Source organism: Paraburkholderia sp. BR14312 (assembly GCF_040948675.1).
In the GTDB taxonomy this organism is placed as follows: domain Bacteria; phylum Pseudomonadota; class Gammaproteobacteria; order Burkholderiales; family Burkholderiaceae; genus Paraburkholderia; species Paraburkholderia nodosa_A.
On record NZ_JBFPKI010000001.1, the window covers coordinates 528,771 to 546,171 of the forward strand.

Annotated in this window: 16 protein-coding genes and 1 pseudogene; 8 read left to right on the forward strand and 9 right to left on the reverse strand. The window is 61.1% G+C overall.

The annotated features are described in order from the left end of the window. Positions 1–6: 6 nt before the first annotated feature. The 3 genes and pseudogenes from AB3X98_RS02310 to AB3X98_RS02320 all read right to left on the reverse strand — a co-directional run bounded on the left by AB3X98_RS02310 (position 7) and on the right by AB3X98_RS02320 (position 3,083). Positions 7–852 carry an alpha/beta fold hydrolase gene (locus AB3X98_RS02310; RefSeq protein ID WP_368605148.1) on the reverse strand — a complete coding sequence of 282 codons (846 nt, stop codon included), beginning with the start codon at positions 850–852 and terminating at the stop codon, positions 7–9. Between the two features lie 231 nt (positions 853–1,083). After that, on the reverse strand, positions 1,084–2,283 hold the full coding sequence (locus AB3X98_RS02315; RefSeq protein WP_368605070.1) for an MFS transporter: 1,200 nt from the start codon (positions 2,281–2,283) through the stop codon (positions 1,084–1,086). Positions 2,284–2,346: 63 nt separating this feature from the next. Next, positions 2,347–3,083: pseudogene (locus tag AB3X98_RS02320) on the reverse strand (SDR family NAD(P)-dependent oxidoreductase). Positions 3,084–3,233: 150 nt separating this feature from the next. On the opposite strand from AB3X98_RS02320, the gene AB3X98_RS02325 reads away from it, so the two are divergent. Continuing rightward, a complete protein-coding gene (locus AB3X98_RS02325) occupies positions 3,234–4,115 on the forward strand; it encodes a LysR family transcriptional regulator (protein WP_069266910.1) in 882 nt (293 codons plus the stop codon). 848 nt (positions 4,116–4,963) lie between these two features. Continuing rightward, positions 4,964–5,236 (forward strand): hypothetical protein, encoded by a 273-nt coding sequence (locus AB3X98_RS02330; RefSeq protein WP_368605071.1) that lies wholly within the window; start codon positions 4,964–4,966, stop codon positions 5,234–5,236. A gap of 45 nt (positions 5,237–5,281) precedes the next feature. Here AB3X98_RS02330 and AB3X98_RS02335 read toward each other — a convergent pair whose 3' ends face one another. After that, entirely contained in the window at positions 5,282–5,929 is a 648-nt protein-coding gene (locus AB3X98_RS02335) for a glutathione S-transferase (RefSeq protein WP_342948348.1), read from the reverse strand. A gap of 75 nt (positions 5,930–6,004) precedes the next feature. Beyond that, complete coding sequence (locus AB3X98_RS02340; protein WP_069266914.1) at positions 6,005–6,751, reverse strand: SDR family NAD(P)-dependent oxidoreductase; 747 nt, start codon at positions 6,749–6,751, stop codon at positions 6,005–6,007. A gap of 585 nt (positions 6,752–7,336) precedes the next feature. Between AB3X98_RS02340 and AB3X98_RS02345 the strand changes: the two genes are divergently transcribed. Further along, positions 7,337–7,729 carry a VOC family protein gene (locus AB3X98_RS02345; RefSeq protein WP_368605149.1) on the forward strand — a complete coding sequence of 131 codons (393 nt, stop codon included), beginning with the start codon at positions 7,337–7,339 and terminating at the stop codon, positions 7,727–7,729. Between the two features lie 193 nt (positions 7,730–7,922). On the opposite strand, the gene AB3X98_RS02350 is transcribed toward AB3X98_RS02345, so the two are convergent. Beyond that, on the reverse strand, positions 7,923–8,792 hold the full coding sequence (locus AB3X98_RS02350) for a helix-turn-helix transcriptional regulator (RefSeq protein WP_342948349.1): 870 nt from the start codon (positions 8,790–8,792) through the stop codon (positions 7,923–7,925). Positions 8,793–8,884: 92 nt separating this feature from the next. Between AB3X98_RS02350 and AB3X98_RS02355 the strand changes: the two genes are divergently transcribed. Continuing rightward, positions 8,885–9,769 carry an SDR family oxidoreductase gene (locus AB3X98_RS02355; RefSeq protein WP_368605073.1) on the forward strand — a complete coding sequence of 295 codons (885 nt, stop codon included), beginning with the start codon at positions 8,885–8,887 and terminating at the stop codon, positions 9,767–9,769. 232 nt (positions 9,770–10,001) lie between these two features. On the opposite strand, the gene AB3X98_RS02360 is transcribed toward AB3X98_RS02355, so the two are convergent. After that, positions 10,002–10,340 (reverse strand): ArsR/SmtB family transcription factor, encoded by a 339-nt coding sequence (locus AB3X98_RS02360; RefSeq protein WP_368605074.1) that lies wholly within the window; start codon positions 10,338–10,340, stop codon positions 10,002–10,004. A 90-nt stretch (positions 10,341–10,430) separates the two neighbouring features. Here AB3X98_RS02360 and AB3X98_RS02365 point away from each other — a divergent pair, with 90 nt between their 5' ends. Beyond that, positions 10,431–11,645: an MFS transporter gene (locus AB3X98_RS02365; protein ID WP_368605075.1), complete on the forward strand. Its 1,215-nt coding sequence runs from the start codon at positions 10,431–10,433 to the stop codon at positions 11,643–11,645. Positions 11,646–12,066: 421 nt separating this feature from the next. Here AB3X98_RS02365 and AB3X98_RS02370 read toward each other — a convergent pair whose 3' ends face one another. Both AB3X98_RS02370 and AB3X98_RS02375 read right to left on the reverse strand, forming a co-directional pair. Continuing rightward, positions 12,067–12,759 carry a CBS domain-containing protein gene (locus tag AB3X98_RS02370; protein WP_069266918.1) on the reverse strand — a complete coding sequence of 231 codons (693 nt, stop codon included), beginning with the start codon at positions 12,757–12,759 and terminating at the stop codon, positions 12,067–12,069. A gap of 889 nt (positions 12,760–13,648) precedes the next feature. Further along, on the reverse strand, positions 13,649–14,449 hold the full coding sequence (locus tag AB3X98_RS02375) for a LuxR C-terminal-related transcriptional regulator (RefSeq protein WP_368605076.1): 801 nt from the start codon (positions 14,447–14,449) through the stop codon (positions 13,649–13,651). Between the two features lie 332 nt (positions 14,450–14,781). Here AB3X98_RS02375 and AB3X98_RS02380 point away from each other — a divergent pair, with 332 nt between their 5' ends. The 3 genes from AB3X98_RS02380 to AB3X98_RS02390 all read left to right on the forward strand — a co-directional run bounded on the left by AB3X98_RS02380 (position 14,782) and on the right by AB3X98_RS02390 (position 17,356). Continuing rightward, positions 14,782–15,657: a sulfite exporter TauE/SafE family protein gene (locus tag AB3X98_RS02380; RefSeq protein WP_368605077.1), complete on the forward strand. Its 876-nt coding sequence runs from the start codon at positions 14,782–14,784 to the stop codon at positions 15,655–15,657. A 474-nt stretch (positions 15,658–16,131) separates the two neighbouring features. Beyond that, positions 16,132–16,446: a hypothetical protein gene (locus tag AB3X98_RS02385; RefSeq protein ID WP_342949458.1), complete on the forward strand. Its 315-nt coding sequence runs from the start codon at positions 16,132–16,134 to the stop codon at positions 16,444–16,446. A 10-nt stretch (positions 16,447–16,456) separates the two neighbouring features. Beyond that, positions 16,457–17,356, forward strand: coding sequence for a papain-like cysteine protease family protein (locus AB3X98_RS02390; RefSeq protein WP_069266922.1), 900 nt, complete (start codon positions 16,457–16,459; stop codon positions 17,354–17,356). The last annotated feature ends 45 nt before the right edge of the window (positions 17,357–17,401 follow it).

Below are 17,401 nucleotides of genomic sequence, written 5' to 3' on the forward strand. Positions count from 1 at the left end.
GGCGACTCAGGAAAGGAACCTGGAAACGTCTTCCACGAAACGCTCGGGGTATTGATAGAGCGAGCCGTGATTGGCGTCCGGATAGATGATCAGTTGGGCATTCGGGATGTGCTGGCGCAGAATCAGCGAATTGACCGTATAGATGATGACGTCGTCGTCACCATTGACGACCAGGGTCGGCTGGCTGAGTGCAGACAGGTAGGCGTACGGGTTGTCTTGCGGCGCGCCCCATTTCGCGAGTGCCGCGAGCTGGGCCGGTGCCACGGCTTCGTTGGCCACCGGATCACGGTTCTCCGTGCGAAGGCGGAAGCGTTCGAGGAACGCACGCCCGGCCGTCTGGCTGGTCCTGGTCGGCGAGAAATGGACGCGCAGCCAGAGATGGTCCGGTTCGGCATAGCTCGCGCCGAAGATTTCCTGCGCTTCGGGCGTCAGCGAGGCCATGCCTTCTCCGCTGCGCGGGCCCGTGCCGACGAGGATCAGGCGGCGAACCAGCGCGGGCTCCGCAATGGCGAGCGTCTGCGCAATCAGGCCACCCATCGAGAATCCCAGTACATCGACCTGTTCGAGACCGAGCGCACGAATGAATGCGGCAGCGTTGGCCGCCATTTCCTCGATCGATTCGGGAACGTTGCCTGAACTGCTCGAAATGCCGGCGTTGTTGAACAGGATGACCTCACGTCCGGCGGCCAGGCCGTCGGTCACGGCGGGGTCCCAGTGATCCATGGTGCCGGTGAAGTGAATGTTCATCACAAGCGGTACGCCCGCGCGATTGCCGAAGCGGCGATAGGCGAAGCGGGTACCGTTTGCTTCAACGTACTGCGTTGGTGCGGTCTGGTGCGTCTGGTGGCTCATGATTGCGATCCTTTCAGAAGTAAGTGCAGCAGTTGTTTTGCCGGTATGTTTGAAATGCATGGGGTGCTGCTTTGGCAATCCAGTCACGCGCCTGGAAATCTCGTGGGCGGTGCCTGCTGATGGGTACTGTATGCGGTGGCTGGCAAGAGGAAAAAGACTTTGTAGGCAAGTGGCCATGCCTGAAAGATATGGCACGTGCATGACTGCGCGGTCGCAGCCCGCGGGAATAGTTCAGGTGGACGCGGGCTCGTCAATCCTGCGAGGATGCCCGCCGGTCAGCGCGAGCGTCAGGATCGAAACCAAGGCGAGTCCGGCACCGAAGTACATTGCATTGAAGAGACCCAACCCGTCGACGATCCGGCCGCCGACGAACGAACCCAGTGCAATCGAGATCTGGAAATTGGCTACGAACAGCGCCATGCCACCTTCGCGGACTTCGCGGGTTGCCTGCGCCATCCACATCTGCAGTGCGACGGGCATGGCGCCGTACGCGGTTCCCCACGCGGCCAGCGCGACCAGCACCGACGGCCGACTGGTGCCGAGCGCGGGAAGCATGGCGAGCGGCAATGCGATAAACAGGATGCTCGCGATGAGCGTGGTCCTGACGTTCCGTTGCGCGAATGAACCACCGATGAAATTACCGAGCAGCCCGATGAACGTGTAGCCGAGCAGCAGCAACGAGATGACCTTGCCGCCAAATCCCGACACCGTTGCGAGGAACGGAGTGATATACGTATAGGTCGCAAACTGTCCGCATAGGGCCAGCGTCATCGCGATCAGCCCGATGCGTGCCGGTCGCGTACCGAAGATGCCGAGCAGTTCGCGTGTGCTTACCCGATGCTCTACGTTTAGCGACGGCAACGAAACCCACTGGGCCAGCAGCGCGGCAACGGACAGCGCGAGCGCTGCGCCAAATGCGGTACGCCAACGAGCCAGGTCCCCGATCAGTGCCCCGGCCGGCCCGCCGATCAGCATGCCGAGCGAGACGCCCGCGAAAATCAGCGATGTGGCCCGACCGACATTCTTCTCCGGCACGAGTCGGGCGCCGAGCCCCACACTGATTGCCCAGAATCCGCCGATTCCGAATCCGAATAGCGCACGGGCCGCGACGAGAATCGTAAAGTTCGGCGCCAGCATGGCCGTCAGATTCGAGATTACGAGCAGCAGGCCCAGGCCTAGTAGCACGCGCCGACGGTCGAAACGTCCGACCGCTACCGTAAGAAACGGCGCGGCAATGGCGGCCAGCAGCCCGGGCGCCGTGACCATGATGCCGGCGGCTCCAACGCTTACGCCCAGTCCCTGGCTGATGTAACGCAGTAGCCCGACGGGAAGGAATTCCGTGGTGCAGAACACGGTCGCGCTGAGTGCGACCGAAAGAACCGCGAGCCAGTTTCGCGTGCGCGGGGGCTGTATTGAGGTAGTTAGCGACATTGATATATCCGGGTGCGTGAATCGAACTGGATTGCCGAAATGGCGGCGTCGCGCTCGACTCGCTCAGAGCTTCGAGCCGCCATCCACATTGAGCGTCGCGCCGGTTGTCCATCTGGCCTGGTCGGATGCGAGAAAGGTGATCGCAGCGGCGATATCATCGGGTTCGGCGAGCCGTTTGATGGCCTGAAGGCTGAGTGTCATGTCGCGGCCTTCGTCGGTGCGGGTGAAGCTCGACATGTCGGTTTGCACCACGCCGGGCGCGACCGCGTTCACACGAATGCCGCGCGGTCCGAGGTCAACCGCGAAGTGGCGCACAAGGGTGTCCACGGCGCCTTTCGTGGCCGAGTAGGCCGATAGTTCGCCGACGGCCGCATGGGCCGCGAGCGACGAAAGCAGCGTGACGCTGCTGCCCTTGCACATGATCGGCAGCAATTGCTGAACGAGAAAATACGGAGCGCGGACGTTGACTGCGAACAGTTCGTCGAAATCTTCGACGCCTGTTTCCTCGAGCGTGGCTGCCTTCGCGATGCCAGCGTTGGAAACGAGGATGTCGAGCCGTTCACCGACGATTGCCCGGACATGGCGCGCGAGCCTGTGCGGCCCGTCGGATTCGGCTAGATCGGCCTGGAGCGAGTGCCCGTCGCAGTGATTTCGGCGACGACGGCCTTGGCCTCACGCGCACCGCGGCCATAGTGAACGATGATCTGAGCGCCTGCCTGCGCGAGCGCAAGCGCAGTGGCGCGTCCGATGCCACGGGAAGCGCCGGTGACGAGCGCGGTCTTTCCTGTCAGGGTGTTCATGATCGTCCTTCCAGCAGATAACTGACATTGGGGCGAGGTAGGGTTTCGTCCGGCTGATGTGATCGAACGATAGCCGCCACTTGTCCGCGCGAAAAAGACTTTGTAAGCTGATCCCCATACCTGTCATGCATGACTAAAAGGAACGCGTGAATGGAACTGCGTCATCTTCGTTATTTCCTCGCCGTGGCCGAAGAGGGCAGCCTGACCGTCGCGGCGGAACGTCGGCTGTACACGTCCCAGCCGTCTCTGAGCCGGCAGATCAGAGACCTTGAATACGAAGTAGGTGCGCAACTGTTCGTGCGTAGCGCGCGTGGCATTGAACTGACCGACGCCGGCAAGGCATTTCTGGTCCACACGCGTCTCGCCCTTGCACAAGTCGATGCGGCGTGCGAGGCAGCGCGGCGGGCGGCGCGACCGTCCAAGCCGACGTTTGCGGTCGGCTTCCTGAGCGGACAGGAAGTGACCTGGCTCGCGGAAGCGACTCGCGTGCTCGCGAGCGATCTGCAGAGCATCGAAATGACGGTATCGAGCGAGCACTCCCCTGAACTCGCAGAGGGATTGTCGACGGGACGGCTGGACGTCGCCTTCATGCGTGCCGAAGCCAACCGACCCGACCTCGATTACGTGACAGTCGCACGCGAGCCTTTCGTCGTGCTGATGCCAAGCGATCATCGCCTTGCGGCCTTCGATGAGATCGACGTGCACGAACTGGCGGGTGAATTATTCATAGGTGGTTCAGACGTAGCCGGTCCCATGCGCGGCGCGATCGAAAACTATCTGGCGACAAACGACGTCGTCATCGAGCCCGCGCATCGCGTGCACAACCTGACGATGGCGATGTCGCTAATCGCCTCGACGAGAGGCGTCGCACTACTGCCCTCCTATGCCGAGAAACTGCTGCCCTGGTCGGTAACAAGCCGACCACTCAAGGGCGAACCGCCGAGAATCGAGCTTGTGGTGGGCTATAACCGGAATAACCGCTCAGCGATTCTGTCGACGTTTCTGTCGCGCATCGACCAGATCAAGCAATAAGATGCACGACGCGGTGTGGCCTGTGCGGGGTGCAGTCCCGCATGCGTTGAAAGTGCTGAAACGCGCTGAAAGAAGCTGATGCTTACCGGTGTTCGCGCCGTTCGGGCGGCAGACAAAATTCTGACGACAGTCGTGAGGCCGGGCAATACTGTCGAAGCTCAGATTTCCGCACTTCGCCGCGCTCTCGGAGACGACCGGGCGGCAATACGTACGGTGACCGGGCGCGGATACCAGTTCATCGCAGAAGTGCTCCCGCAAGTCACGAATTCGGATAGGCCCCCTGCTGCACCTGCAGACGGACCGGCTTTTTCGGGCCTGCCGCTACCTGCAGAGGTCAGTCCTCTCATCGGCCGGGAAATTGCCGTACGCGAGATTTACCGTGGCCTGCAAACGCATCGTCTGGTCACGCTCGTGGGTACCGGCGGTGTGGGAAAGACGCGGTTGGCGCTCGAAGCCGCGCACGGGGCCGCCAGGATTGCCGAAAGGCTGCTTCGGATCGCTCCGCGAGCAGTCGTACTTGCAACAAGCCGCGAAACGCTGCGCGTTGCAGGGGAGCCGATCTATCGTGTTCCGTCGCTCGAGGTTCCCCCGGACGAAAATTGCGATGTCGCTCTCGACTACAGTGCGGTACGTCTCTTCGAGGAGCGTGTCGGACCGCATGCCGGGCTCAGCGTGGATTCACGGACAGCGTTGAGGCTGAAGTCGCAAATCTGCCGCCGGCTCGATGGAATTCCGCTGGCGCTGGAACTTGCTGCGGCATGTGTGCCGGCGTTTGGGCTCCAGGGCGTGGCCGACCGGCTCGGGAATCGCTTCCAGCTCTGCCTGAGCTATGGAGAGCGAAGGCGGAGGTGCTGGTCGCGATCCGGGGCGACGAAGCGATACCGGCGGCCGAATCGATTTTGATCGATGCTCTTGAGACGGCCCAGAAACACGGATTCCTTGCGTGGCAGTCGCGTTGCTCGTTGAGTCTTGCCCGGCTCCGACACATGAAAGGCGACGCGAAAGCCGCGCTCAATGCCATCTTTCCCGTGACGCAGCAGTCCGCGGGTGCGGGTGACATTGGCGCGGCAGGTCCGACGCTTACCGGCCGTGAGGCGAATCGCAGAAGCCGGCCGCGCTGATACTGAGCGCACGGCATCGGTCACGACAGGCTACCTTGCGGGCCGTCATGCCTTCGACGACGGACGTGCGTTGACTTTGTCGTACCACGCTTGCAGTGCGTCGAAGCCCGTAGGAATGCTCAGCTTCATGCCGCCCGCCGCGAAGTCGATCGCAACCAGCGTAGTAATGTCAGCCACAGAGAATGCGTCGCCCGCGACGAATGGCACTGTCTTGAGACGGTCGTTGAAATCGGCAAAGAAGTGCCCGACGCGCAGCTTGCTGCGCTCGACGATTTCGGGGATCTGCTCGTACGCATGCGGGCCTGAGAGCGCCCGACCTTTCAGCCCGGCAACGGCGTTCCTGACGCCCTCCATTACCGCCGAGAATCCGTCCAGCTCGGCACGTCGTTCCCACATCGTGACGAGCGCCTTCGTAGTTGGCGTCGTGCCTAGCAATGCGGGCTTCTCGGGGTAGGCCTCCTCGATGTAACGCCAGATTGCCGGGACTTCGCCAATCGCTGTGCCGTCTCGCAGCACGAGCGTGGGAACCTGGCGGCGAGGGTTGATCGCAACGTAGGCATCGGAGAATTGCTCTTTGGCGCCGAGGTCCACCGCCTTGGCAGGAAATTCGATGCCCTTCTCGGCAAGGAAGATGCGAACACGGCGAGAGTTCGGGGAAGCCTTCGATTCGAAGAAGGTGAGATCGGTGTTCATTGATGGTTCCATCCAGAAGTGTCGCTTGTATAGGGCTTCGCCGGTTCAGCAGGAAGCCTAAACCGCGTTGAAAGCTCAACCCGCTGTCTTGCCTCCGTCGACGGTGAGGATCTGCCCTGTGACAAACGCAGCACCGTCATTGGCCAGGTAGAGCACCGCCGCCGCGATGTCGTCAGGCCTACCGATTCGTGCGAGCGGAACCGTTGCCGCGAGCGAGGCCTTGTTCTCCGGCGTGCCGGTGAAACGGTCCAACATGCCCGTGTCGGTGGGACCAGGCGCTACGGCGTTGACGCGAACGCGCGCCGAAGCGGCCTCGAGTGCAGCCGATTTCGTGATCCCTTCCACAGCATGCTTGCTGCCCGCATACACCGAAGCGAAGGCCGCACCCTCATGACCATAAGTCGAGGATATGTTGATGATGCTGCCAGCTTGCTGTGCGGTCATCACGCGCAGTTCGTGCTTGAGGCTCAGCAACGTGCCGAGCACGTTGGTGTCGAAGGTATCAGCGTAGCTCTCGGCAGTCTGATCGACCACAGGTCCCGGCTTACCTTCCGTGCCAGCATTATTGACTGCAACGTCGAGCCGGCCGAAGCGAGCAACGGTTTCATCGACGAGGTGACGGACGTCTTCGTCGCGGCGTACGTCAGCCTGCACGAAGAAAGCTTGTGCGCCTGCTTCGCGCAATTCGGCCTCGAGCGCCGAACCTTCCGCGGCACGGCGGCCCGACACGACGAGACGTGCGCCCAAGCGGGCGAATGCAAAAGCGGTGGCGCGGCCGATGCCCGTGAGGGCGCCGGTGATCAGGACGACGGGTTGGTTCATTTTGCGGCTCCAGTTAGGTAAGTTCATGTCAAACGCAACGCAGAGAGAGCTTCGATTCCAGGGGCGCGCGCAATATCTATTGCTTAATATGCAGCTCCCGTCACTGGACGCGAGTTACGCGACAGCGACGGTGACGTCGTCCGGTGCGTGTGGAATGCTCTAACTCGTGCATGCAGAGTAGCGTTTCAGCTCGCAACGGAAAAAGACTTTCCAGGCTCACCGGCATGCCTGCGAAGCATGGCTCCGGAGCTGGGGATAGTGGGAAAGCATGACTACCGATCTACGTTAGCGCGTTACGGTCCCGAAGCAGCGAACCTCATCGCTGGTGGAGCCTGGGTGCAACTTCATCCATGGCGGCCATGGGTGAACACAGGCGACACCGCGCGCGCTCGATGGCGGCTGGTGCGCTCCAAAGCGGTCATGTGACTTTAAGTACGCCCAACGGCGGAAGCGGGTCGAGCTGAGCCGTCCACGGCCGGCGGCCTCGGCCACAACCGGTCGTTCGACACGGGCATGAAGATGGTTGACAATTGGTTCTTCGCCGACGATTGGTTGCCACATCCACTTCTTCGATTGGAACCCCTAATGCCAGTTCACGTACTACGTGTCGCTCGTCCAACGAATGATGTCGCTCGCGCGGCTGCGTTTTATATTCAAGGCCTTGGTTTCGAGGTATTGGCGCAATTTGTCGATCACCAAGGATTTGATGGCATCGTTCTCGGCCATCGAGAGTACGCGTGGCATATTGAACTGACTCACCAGCACAATGTGACGGTCCCGAATGCACCCACTAAGGAGCATCTCTTGGTCATCTATTTGCCGATGCCTGAGGAGTGGGAAATCGCCGTCGAAAGGTTCCGCGAATTGGGAAATGAACCGGTGCCAGCAGAGAATCCGTACTGGGATCGACGGGGTCTGACGTTCGAAGATCCCGATGGCTACCGCGTGGTCCTGCAGAATGCTTCTTGGACGCGCTAGCGCTGCTGTATCAGGTACTGCGCGGTCGTTCGGACGTGCGTTTGCGGCAGAGAGCCGCGTTCGGCCACGAACGGCCGTTCACAAGCCGAGCGTTAGTGCCCACAGCCGCTTGCCATATTCGGTGCCTGCGGGGCCCTGAGAGACTCTTGGGAATCGAGCCTCGAATGCCTGAACCTGCGTTACTGCGAGCGCCCTACGGCCCTCGCATGTCGGCCGACGGTAGTCGGTTCGAGAGCAAGCTGATCTGGGACGCTATCTTCTTCGCATCCTCCGGCGTCGCGGGATTGTAGACACACATGCTGAGATCAGTCCGGCCGTCGACGGAGAAGGTCGAATATTCGAAGGCGAGCGGGCCGAGCACCGGATGGCGGATGCGCTTGATGGCCTCGCCGTGGACCTCTCGAACCTCGTTGTCGCGCCACATCACCTTGAACTCGGGACTGAGCCGGCATAGCTCATCAACGAGAGGCGCCACCTCCGTTGCCGCTCCCGCACGCGCTGCATCGACGCGGAATGCACCGATGATGTGGCGCGCCACGCTCTCCCAGTCATACTGCACGGCGCGCGCACGCGGATCAAGGAAGATAGTGCGCAGCACATTGCGTTGGTTGGGCGGCAGGGAGCCATAGTCGCCCAACATGACAGTGGCCGCCCGATTCCAGGCAAGGACGTTCCAGGTGGCAGTGCGAATGAGGGCGGGGCTGGGGTCCAAAGCGTCGAGGACACGCTGCAGCCGAGGCGTGACACCTTCCTTCTCTTGGTAGCGGGCTTCGGGCGGCCGCCCGAGGCCAACTAGAAAAAGGTGCTCGCGCTCGACATCCGTCAGCATCAAGGCCCGCGATATTCGATCGAGCACATCCGCCGAGGGGGCACCGCCGCGACCTTGTTCAAGCCACGTGTACCAGGTGGGGCTGATATTGGCGCGCTGCGCCACTTCTTCACGGCGCAGCCCAGGCGTCCGCCGGCGCTCTGCGGGAAAGCCGAGTACTGCGGGATCAAGCTTCATTCGCCGGTCCCGCAAATAGGCGGCGAGGAGGTTTTCGTTGTCCTGGCGCGACTTCATGCTGTTAGTAGTCTTACCATAATAAGGTCACTACTTTACCGGAATACTCGCAAAGCTGACACTTGTCTCCAGCGAAACCTGGAGACAAGTTCATGCGCGTTTTCATCACCGGCGCTACCGGATTTATCGGCATTCCCACCGTTAAGGAACTGATTGCTGCGGGACATAAGGTTCTCGGCATGGCTCGTTCAGACGAGGGAGAAAAAGCCCTGGCAACTATTGGAGCGGACGTGCATCGCGGTTCGCTTGAAGACCTCGAAAGCCTTCGGAGGGGCGCAGCGGCGGCCGATGCCGTGATTCACCTGGGCTTTATTCACGACTGGTCCAACTTTGCAAGGTCTTGCGAGGTCGATCGCAGCGCAATCGAAGCTTTGGGCTCAGTCCTCGCTGGCTCAGATCGGCTTCTGATCGCCACGTCGGGAACGGCAGGACTAGCCGGGCCGGGCCAGATCGCGACCGAGGACCATGACGTGCCGCCAGATTTCCCCTTTCCCCGCGTCTCGGAGCAGACGGCGCTATCACTGAGGGGCGTGCGCGCCTCGGTGGTGCGGCTTCCCCAAGTTCACAACACAATGCGGCAAGGGCTTCTGACTTACGCCGTTGCTGTGGCGCGCGAGAAAGGCGTGTCAGCCTATGTCGGGGAAGGACGCAACCGCTGGGCGGCGGCACACATCTCGGATGTCGCCCGTCTTTACCGGTTGGCGCTGGAAAAGAACGAAGCGGGCGCGAAATATCATGCGGTGGCTGAAGAAGGCGTGCTGATGCTGAATATTGCCGAAGCAATCGGCCGCGGGCTGAAACTGCCCACAAGATCCATATCCGCGGGAGAAGCTTCGACGCACTTTGGTTGGCTGGCAATGTTCGCTAGCCGCGACCTTGTGGCATCAAGCGAAAAGACGCGGAGGACGCTCGGCTGGACTCCGACCGGGCCCGGGCTGATTGCCGATCTAGAACGGCTTGGCGCATCGAATAGCTGAAGCATGCGGGCGCGCCGCACGCTTTTTCGAAGGACCGCTTTCGGCGACCCCGAACGTCTCTGTGGGTCGGCTGAGGCCGACCGCATCGGTGGAGAGGTCGGGCCACGAACAGTCAGTAGCAACCGCTGCATTTGGTCACCAAAGCGTCGTTCCGCCCCCCAACAAACGCCCCTCTCGGCACATACGCGATGACTGATGCGGAGCCCCACTCCAGTTGTGGAAAGCGTATCGGTCAAGTGTGGCGTAGCGCGCGATCCAGGTCGTCGAGCAAGCATTGGATCGCCACGCTATTGGGCTTGTAGTACACCCAGTTTTTGATTTTCTTCGAAGTCACCAGGTCTGCCGCTGCCAGCGCCTGCATATGCGTAGTGACAGTGGGCTGACTGAGGCCAGTCTTCTCGGTGATGAAGCTGACACAGACCCCATCCTTCACAAGGTCCGCGTCCCGCTGCGGTGGAAAGTGCTTTTCCGGCTCGGTAAGCCAAATGAGTATCGTCAGCCGGTGGCGATTCGAGAGTGCATGCAGCGCCTCCTGCAGCTGGTTCTCATCGACATTGTCCATTTTCGACATTGCTCAGATTCTCCTTGACGGGACCAATCTATATTGTACTCTTTCTATATAGCTACTTATCGATATAGGTCGACTATGGCGACGCACGCAATGACTTCCACGAGAACCCAGTCGATCGTACGCACGATCAGCGTTGCTGTCGTCTTCACGCTGTTCGTGGCGGTCGTGTTCGGCTTTGGGCTCTATCTTTTTGTGCTGGTCGTGCCAGTGATGCGGCAAAGTCTCGGAATCGACTATACGGCGATTGGCATCGTAACTGGTGGGACCCAGACGGCGTACCTCGTTGCGGCGTTAGTTACTCCGCGCCTCACAACCCGCTTCGGCGAGGGGCAGGTCATTGTGGGCGCTGTCACTGCGGCAGCCTTGCTTTTGCTACTGTTCGCGAAAGTCCAGAGCGTAATGTCGGTCGGACTCGTTCTCGCCGGACTTGGGGCGATGGCGGCTTTCCTGATGGTCCCGAGCGTCGGTGCAATCTCCGGTACAGTTCCCTTCGGGTACCGTTCCCGCGTCAATGGTCTGGTTTCGAGCGGCACGGCCTATGGGCAATTCGCGAATGGTCTTCTTGTGTCGCGGGGCTTACCAGCACACAGTTGGCACTCCATATGGATTGTGGCGGGGTCGGTCTCGCTCGTCATCGCGCTTGTGGGACTGCTTGCGCTTCGCCGCTTCGCTCCACAGGTTTTCAGCCGCAAGGCGCCAAAGCGCGCCGTAAGTCGTCGCGCGTCCGGCGGCCGGTGGCAATTGATGACTCGCACCAACCTGACGGTCTGGATACTGCTCGCGTTGAGCGGAATGGCTTGCGGGCCGTGGCAAAACTACCTGTCGAGCTTTCTGGCCGATGAGGGACATTCCCTGGCAACTATCGGGCAAGTCTGGTCGACGATTGGCGCGGTGGGACTGTTCAGCGGATTTGCGGCGGGGATGGCTGCCGACAAGGCAGGGGCACGGATTGCGCTCGCATTCTCCTTCACTGCACTCGCCGGCTCCGGTCTCCTGATCGCTTTCCATTCCGAAGCATGGCAATTGCGAGCGGCCGCCGTGTGTTTCGGTCTCTCGTTCTATGCGATTTACGGACTGATTCCCGCGTATATCAGCAAGACTATGGACCCTTGCTCGGCAACCACGGTGTTTGGTGTTGCCAACGTCTTTCTCGGTCTTGGAACGACATTGGGCAACGTGATGGGGGGCAATTTCGTAGCCTGGTTTGGTTCGCTCAAGGACGTTTTTATCACCGCGTCGGCGATTGCATGCGTGGCGATGATACTCACGGCGACGCTCCGTGATGAACGAGCGGTTACCTCCTGATATACCGCTTGCACTGCCAATTCGCCGTCCACCGAGCGCCTGCCTGCTGGACCGCTCTGGCTCGCTTTCCGTCGATGGCACTGTGTACGGCATGCGACGGTGGTCGGCCAGAAGCTGCCTTTTACGATCGCACCCACTCAGTCATTCGAGTGGCTGTTCGGCAGCGAACAGCGGACCTTCTCTAAAAAGATCGAATCGAGAATCCGGCGCTGCAAGCCGCACCACGGACGCGCAGATCACTCGGCAGATTGAGCCGTGACATGGCGTCAGTGGTGTGATTGCCTACGTCGAGCGCTTGCCTGATTTGAAGCCCGCGATCGAAACCCGTCGATATTTCGACCCCCCGGTTTGACGTGACCGTCACGATCGCAGTGATTCGTCGTTCAGCCCGGACGATCGACACGCGTCTTGCGACCGTGACTTACAGGGCCGGAATCACGTTTGGATATTCAAGATGGTACTCCACACGCTTGACGCCCGGCACGCTCTCCGCCGCAACGCGGATGGCCCGCTTTTCCTCTACAGATTCGATCACCCCGCATAGATGCGCGACACCATCCTTGACGCGCACGCAGTTTTTGGGCAATCCCCAGCTCTGCCCGTGCATCGTCCGGACTATCTCTTCGCGCAGGCTCGCGTCATCGCGCGAAACTAATTCCACGACCGGAGCAATCCGCGCGAGTGCGCGAATCAGGTTCGAGCGACTTAGATTTCCGATCAGCGTGCCACTCTTCAACACTGGCACGCTGTCGAGACGTCGACGCTCCATGAGGTCCGCGATCCGCTGGAGCGGCATGTCCTCCGAGATCGAAATCACCTCTTCGCACATCACGTCGCCGACGACGCGCCCGTGCTCCTTCAGATACCTCGCGGCCTGAGCGCGGGGGGACGACAACAGGAGTTCGAGCCACCACTGGCGCTTTCTGTGGCAGGTGCTGTTCTCCACTCGATGCAGAAGATCGCGTTCGCCGACGATACCGACAACTTGTCCGTTCTCGTCGACGACCGGCATGCTTCCGATATGGTTTTCGACCAAAAGTGTTGCCGCTTCGTGGATCGTCATGTCCGGTGTGGCAGTGATGACGGACGCAGTCATGATGTCTTGCGCGCGCATAGTTGCTCCTCCTGCTTGTTTGCGACGGGTCCTCGTCTGGTGCTCCCATCACGTGGCTTTGGCAGACCGTCCCGAGCCGATCGCTCGGTGCTGAGGCGCCTTGATTCCACAACCTGATTCAATTCCCGGAGGGGTCGGTGCTCCGTGGGCAAACACCCGCCTTGGTTAGACTTTTCTTATCGTTGAGCGCGATCGCGCCGACTGCGCTATCGGACTGCGAGTGAACAATAGAGGTCGGGAATACAAAGGGCAATTGAGTCATCCAGTGCGGGCTGCGGAGCAAACGGAATCTGCGATGGGTCGAAGCGCGGAAACGGAGTGTTTCCCGAAGCACGGGAAAATACGGCGGAGTCTTCTAGCCCAGAATCGAAATCGTCGTTACCGGTCGCGGCAATACAGCATTGGACCCCGGCGGTGGCCATCGCCGTGAGCAGGCAGCAGGTTCGAACAATGTTGACCCGGCTCGCGCATCTCATGTCGAGGTTCCTTAAAAGGCCAGTTCAAAAAGAGCTCGTAACGGCACGCTGCAATGCAATAGCGGCATGGGTCTAATCGTAGATGATTCGCTGACACCCGAACATAACCTGAATAGGTGATCGCGTGACTCTCTCTCAGCCCGTGCCGGTGCGACCTGTCCAGTCCACTTCGGACAGCCAGCCTGACGACTCGATGTTCGCACTCCGGGATGAGCCCTCTGGCCGACCTGGCCGTCGGCCACGCAGACAGCATGTCAATGCGTTGCGACCTCAACGAGGATGTCCGCGTGCACATCTTTATCTTGCGCAGCGCGGAGGCTCCGCGATTTGCATCCACGGACAAGAAGCCTTTCGGCCTCGCCTTGCGCGGGTGCCTCGCCATCGTCGCCTGCAACGCCAGCGCCTGCAGTTCGCTATCTCAGCTTGCCGAGCCACAGCGCGGTGAGCGTTGAGCGATTCCGGACGTTGAATTTGGCGTAGATCGCCTTGATATGGACATGCGTCGTGTTCGGACTTTGGTCGAGCTTCTGCGCGATCTGCTTTTCCGTGAGTCCGTCGAGCAGCCACAGCAGCACCCTTCGCTCGGCCGTCGTCAGGGGCGCGTCGGCGATGAGCAGGCCGTGGCTGAGCAGTTGCTGCCGGTTGAACCATCTCAGCCCGTGCATCACGAAACCCAGACGCTCGAGATCCGGCGCAGAGAATCGGGGTGCCCGCACATCGCGAAACACGAAGAGATGAATCCGCACATCGTCATTGAGCGAGCAACGCACCTGAATGCTGTCGCCGTGGCCGACTTCGAGGTAGTGGCGCCGATAGTGCTCACCTTCAAACCATTCGGCGGGCATCGCCTCGAAGAGCAGGTTGGCGCAGAACGGCTCGTTCCCTGAGGCGGCCACGACATGTGACGAGTCGACGTGGCCGGACCAGAGCGTGTCGTACTGCTCCTGCACGGAAGCGACCATCGCCGGTACCGGATGCAGAAGCCGAACCAGTCGTGGACGCCAGCCGAACAAAGGATCCTTTGGCGCGAGCGAAGGCAATCGCACGACAACGGCCCAAAGCGCATTCTGTGCGTTGACCATGGCACAGAGCTTGGTTAGCAGATGGGACAGCGCGACATCGCCATCACCTGCTGAGAACTCGGCCAGCCGATCCCAGAGTGCATAGACGTCATCGTGCACCGGTGGATTGGTGGAATCCGCGAATGTAAGCATGTCGTCCTCAAGAAGAATGTGCGGATCACCGATCTTCGGTGAGCATGAGGGTATCACCTTTTCAGGTAGTACCGACGCGTACCACGGTGCTCGATACTGATGTGCCGCTCACAGCCGCGACCGTCATCAACTGGAACTAAACAGCACTGGACACTCGATGCTTCATGGGGCGACGACACCCAGCAGACGCGGGACAAGGCTGCCGCGCGCGACGTGGCGAGCCAGCGCACCCGCCGCACCGATGTAATCAATCCTTGAACGCGCGCTTCCCGCCACAACGGGCGGGAAACACTGGCCTTTCCGGTAATGTCCAACGCGGAGAGACACGGCAAATGGATAGCGAACCTCAGCCCGCGCCCGAGAGCGCCGCGGGACCAGCCCGGTCATTGACCCCGGCAACGGGATGGTACCGCTGGCAGGTCAAACTTCAGTGGGCGGTGCTCGTGCTCGCCACGGCACTTTGCCTGGCCTTGTCCATGCACGAAGGCGTCGAAGTCTTTGTCATCGGTGCCGTTTTTCTGGCGTCTGGCATATCCAGCATCGCGGGCTTCGCCTTCTCCGCAGTCTGCGGCGCAATGCTGTTCCATCTCTCCGCCGACCCGGTGCAGGTCGTCCAGATCATGATTGTCTGCAGTATCGCGAACCAGACAGCAATGGTCTGGTCACTCAAACGGGATATCCAGTGGCGGCCGCTGGCTGTTTTCCTGGTCGGCGGCGGGGTCGGACTGCCCCTGGGCATCGCCGTACTGCTCACGCTGGATCGTCACGTCTACACCCACGTGCTTGGTGTGTTCCTGGTTCTCTACGGGTGCTACATGCTCGCCAGGCGGCCGCTCGTCATCCGGCGCCAGGCGAAGGCACTCGATGTCTTGGCGGGATTTCTCGGCGGCGTCACGGGTGGCGCGACCGGCTTTCCCGGAGCATTCGTGACCATCTGGTGCGGGTTCAAGGGGTGGAACAAGGACCGCCAGCGTGCCATGTATCAGCCGTTTATCCTGATCACGCAGGTCGCTGCGCTCGCTGCAATTAGTCTCTTGCGACACTCCGCCGGCAAAACCGGTTTCACCCCAGCCATTCTGCTCTGCATACCCGGGTCGCTGCTCGGAACCGCGATCGGCATGACGCTCTATAAACGGCTGTCCGACAATCATTTCGTACGGCTTGTGAATCTGCTGTTGATTGTCTCGGGGATCAGCTATTTTGGATAACTAGAGAATCCGCCGCAGAACGTGCGCCCCGTCGAATCTGGCTGTCCGCTCAAATGACCTCTGAACCGCAGCGGAGCGGCCAGTGATGTCCAACAGCGCTGTGGTCCGCTATCGGGTCGCCTGCGGGCATCCGCGTCGGGCCGCAGGCGGCCCATGAAGGGCCACTCGCGCTCGGGCCGCCGCCGATGTTCGGATGACTCACACACCCCTTCCAGCGGCCGTTCACATGGGCGAGCCTTTATCGCTTGCCCTGGGACGGGGTTTATGTGTCCGCCTGCCGCTTATCTTATGTGCGTTGCCCTACATATACGCTTCGTCGCCCCTGGTCATCTACGTCAAATCATCTAGCCTTTTTCTGTCCGAAACGAGGATTGCGCGACGTCACGGTTGCCATATCCAGGCACCTCAGACCATCACAGGTCGACCCAGAGGGCGCTTGAGGTTACTACTCTCCAACGCGACAGGGGTGCCGACATGCCGCAAACCGTCCGAAAGTATTGGGGCCCCTTCCAGGGGCGCACGACGCTCAATTTCAACTGGGACGCCATCAACCACGACTCAACGGTCATCGTCACCGCCGCCGAGTACAAGGTGACTACGCCCGCCGACAGCGAGCACCGTTTCATCGGCGCGGCCACCATCACCGTCGACAACGTCTGCCCCCACGGGCCACCATTCGACTCCAACCACGGTGTCACCTTCGTCGTCAACGTCAATTGGGGGGCGCCGCTGAACATCGTCACGGACGTCACCGTTCTCGACGATGCGCCGATCGAGATCCAGTACTGAGGCTGGGATCATGCCGCTGACCATCCGCAAGTACTGGGGGAAGTTCCTCGGCCGCACGACCCTCAACTTCAACTGGGACGCCATCGACCACGACTCGACGGTCATCGTCACGGCGTCGGAGTACGCCGACAACAAGGTCCGGTTCATCGGTGCAGCAACGATCTCCGCCGACAACGTCTGCCCCCACGGACCGCCCTACGACCCCAACCACGGCGTCACCTTCGTCGTCAATGTGGACTGGAACTCGCCGCTGAACGTCGTCACCGACATCACCGTCCTCGACGCCAAGCCGATCGAGGTGCAGACGTACGTACCGGACGTGACCAACCGCCTCGCGGTGCGGTTGCAGTACCAGCAGAGTGACCAGTGGTGCTGGATCGCCTGCGGCGCCACCGTCGATCACTTCTACGACCCGGCAAGCACCTGGAAGCAATGCGAGGTGATGACGCAGATAGGACAGGAGATCAACGGGTTCCCGACGAACACCACTGCTTGCCCGTCGGCGCAGGCACTGATCCAGAACCCCGACCTGGCCGCTCGCTACGCCAACCCCTACGCCATCGGCGCCCGCTACGTGCTCGACGACGCCCGCCTGGGGATCGACACCCGCTATCTGAAATCCGGCGGGGTGACCGACGCGTTGAAGACGGTCGGCAACTACGCCAGCTATCACGGACCGGATCTGACTCTCGCCGACCTCAGAGCCGAGATCGACGCCGGGCGACCTGTTGTCGCCTCGATCACCTGGCTCAGCGGCGGGACCCACTTCGTCGTGATTGCCGGCATCCAGGGCGAGGGGCTGCTGATCCTCGATCCGGTCAACGGCGAGTGCTTCACGGAGTTCGGCGCGTTCCCCGGCACCTACTTCGGCGGAGCGACCCTGGACGGCTACGCCTTCACCAAACCCTGAGCCACCTCGAAGAGCACCGGCACTCCGATACGGTCGCCGGAATGC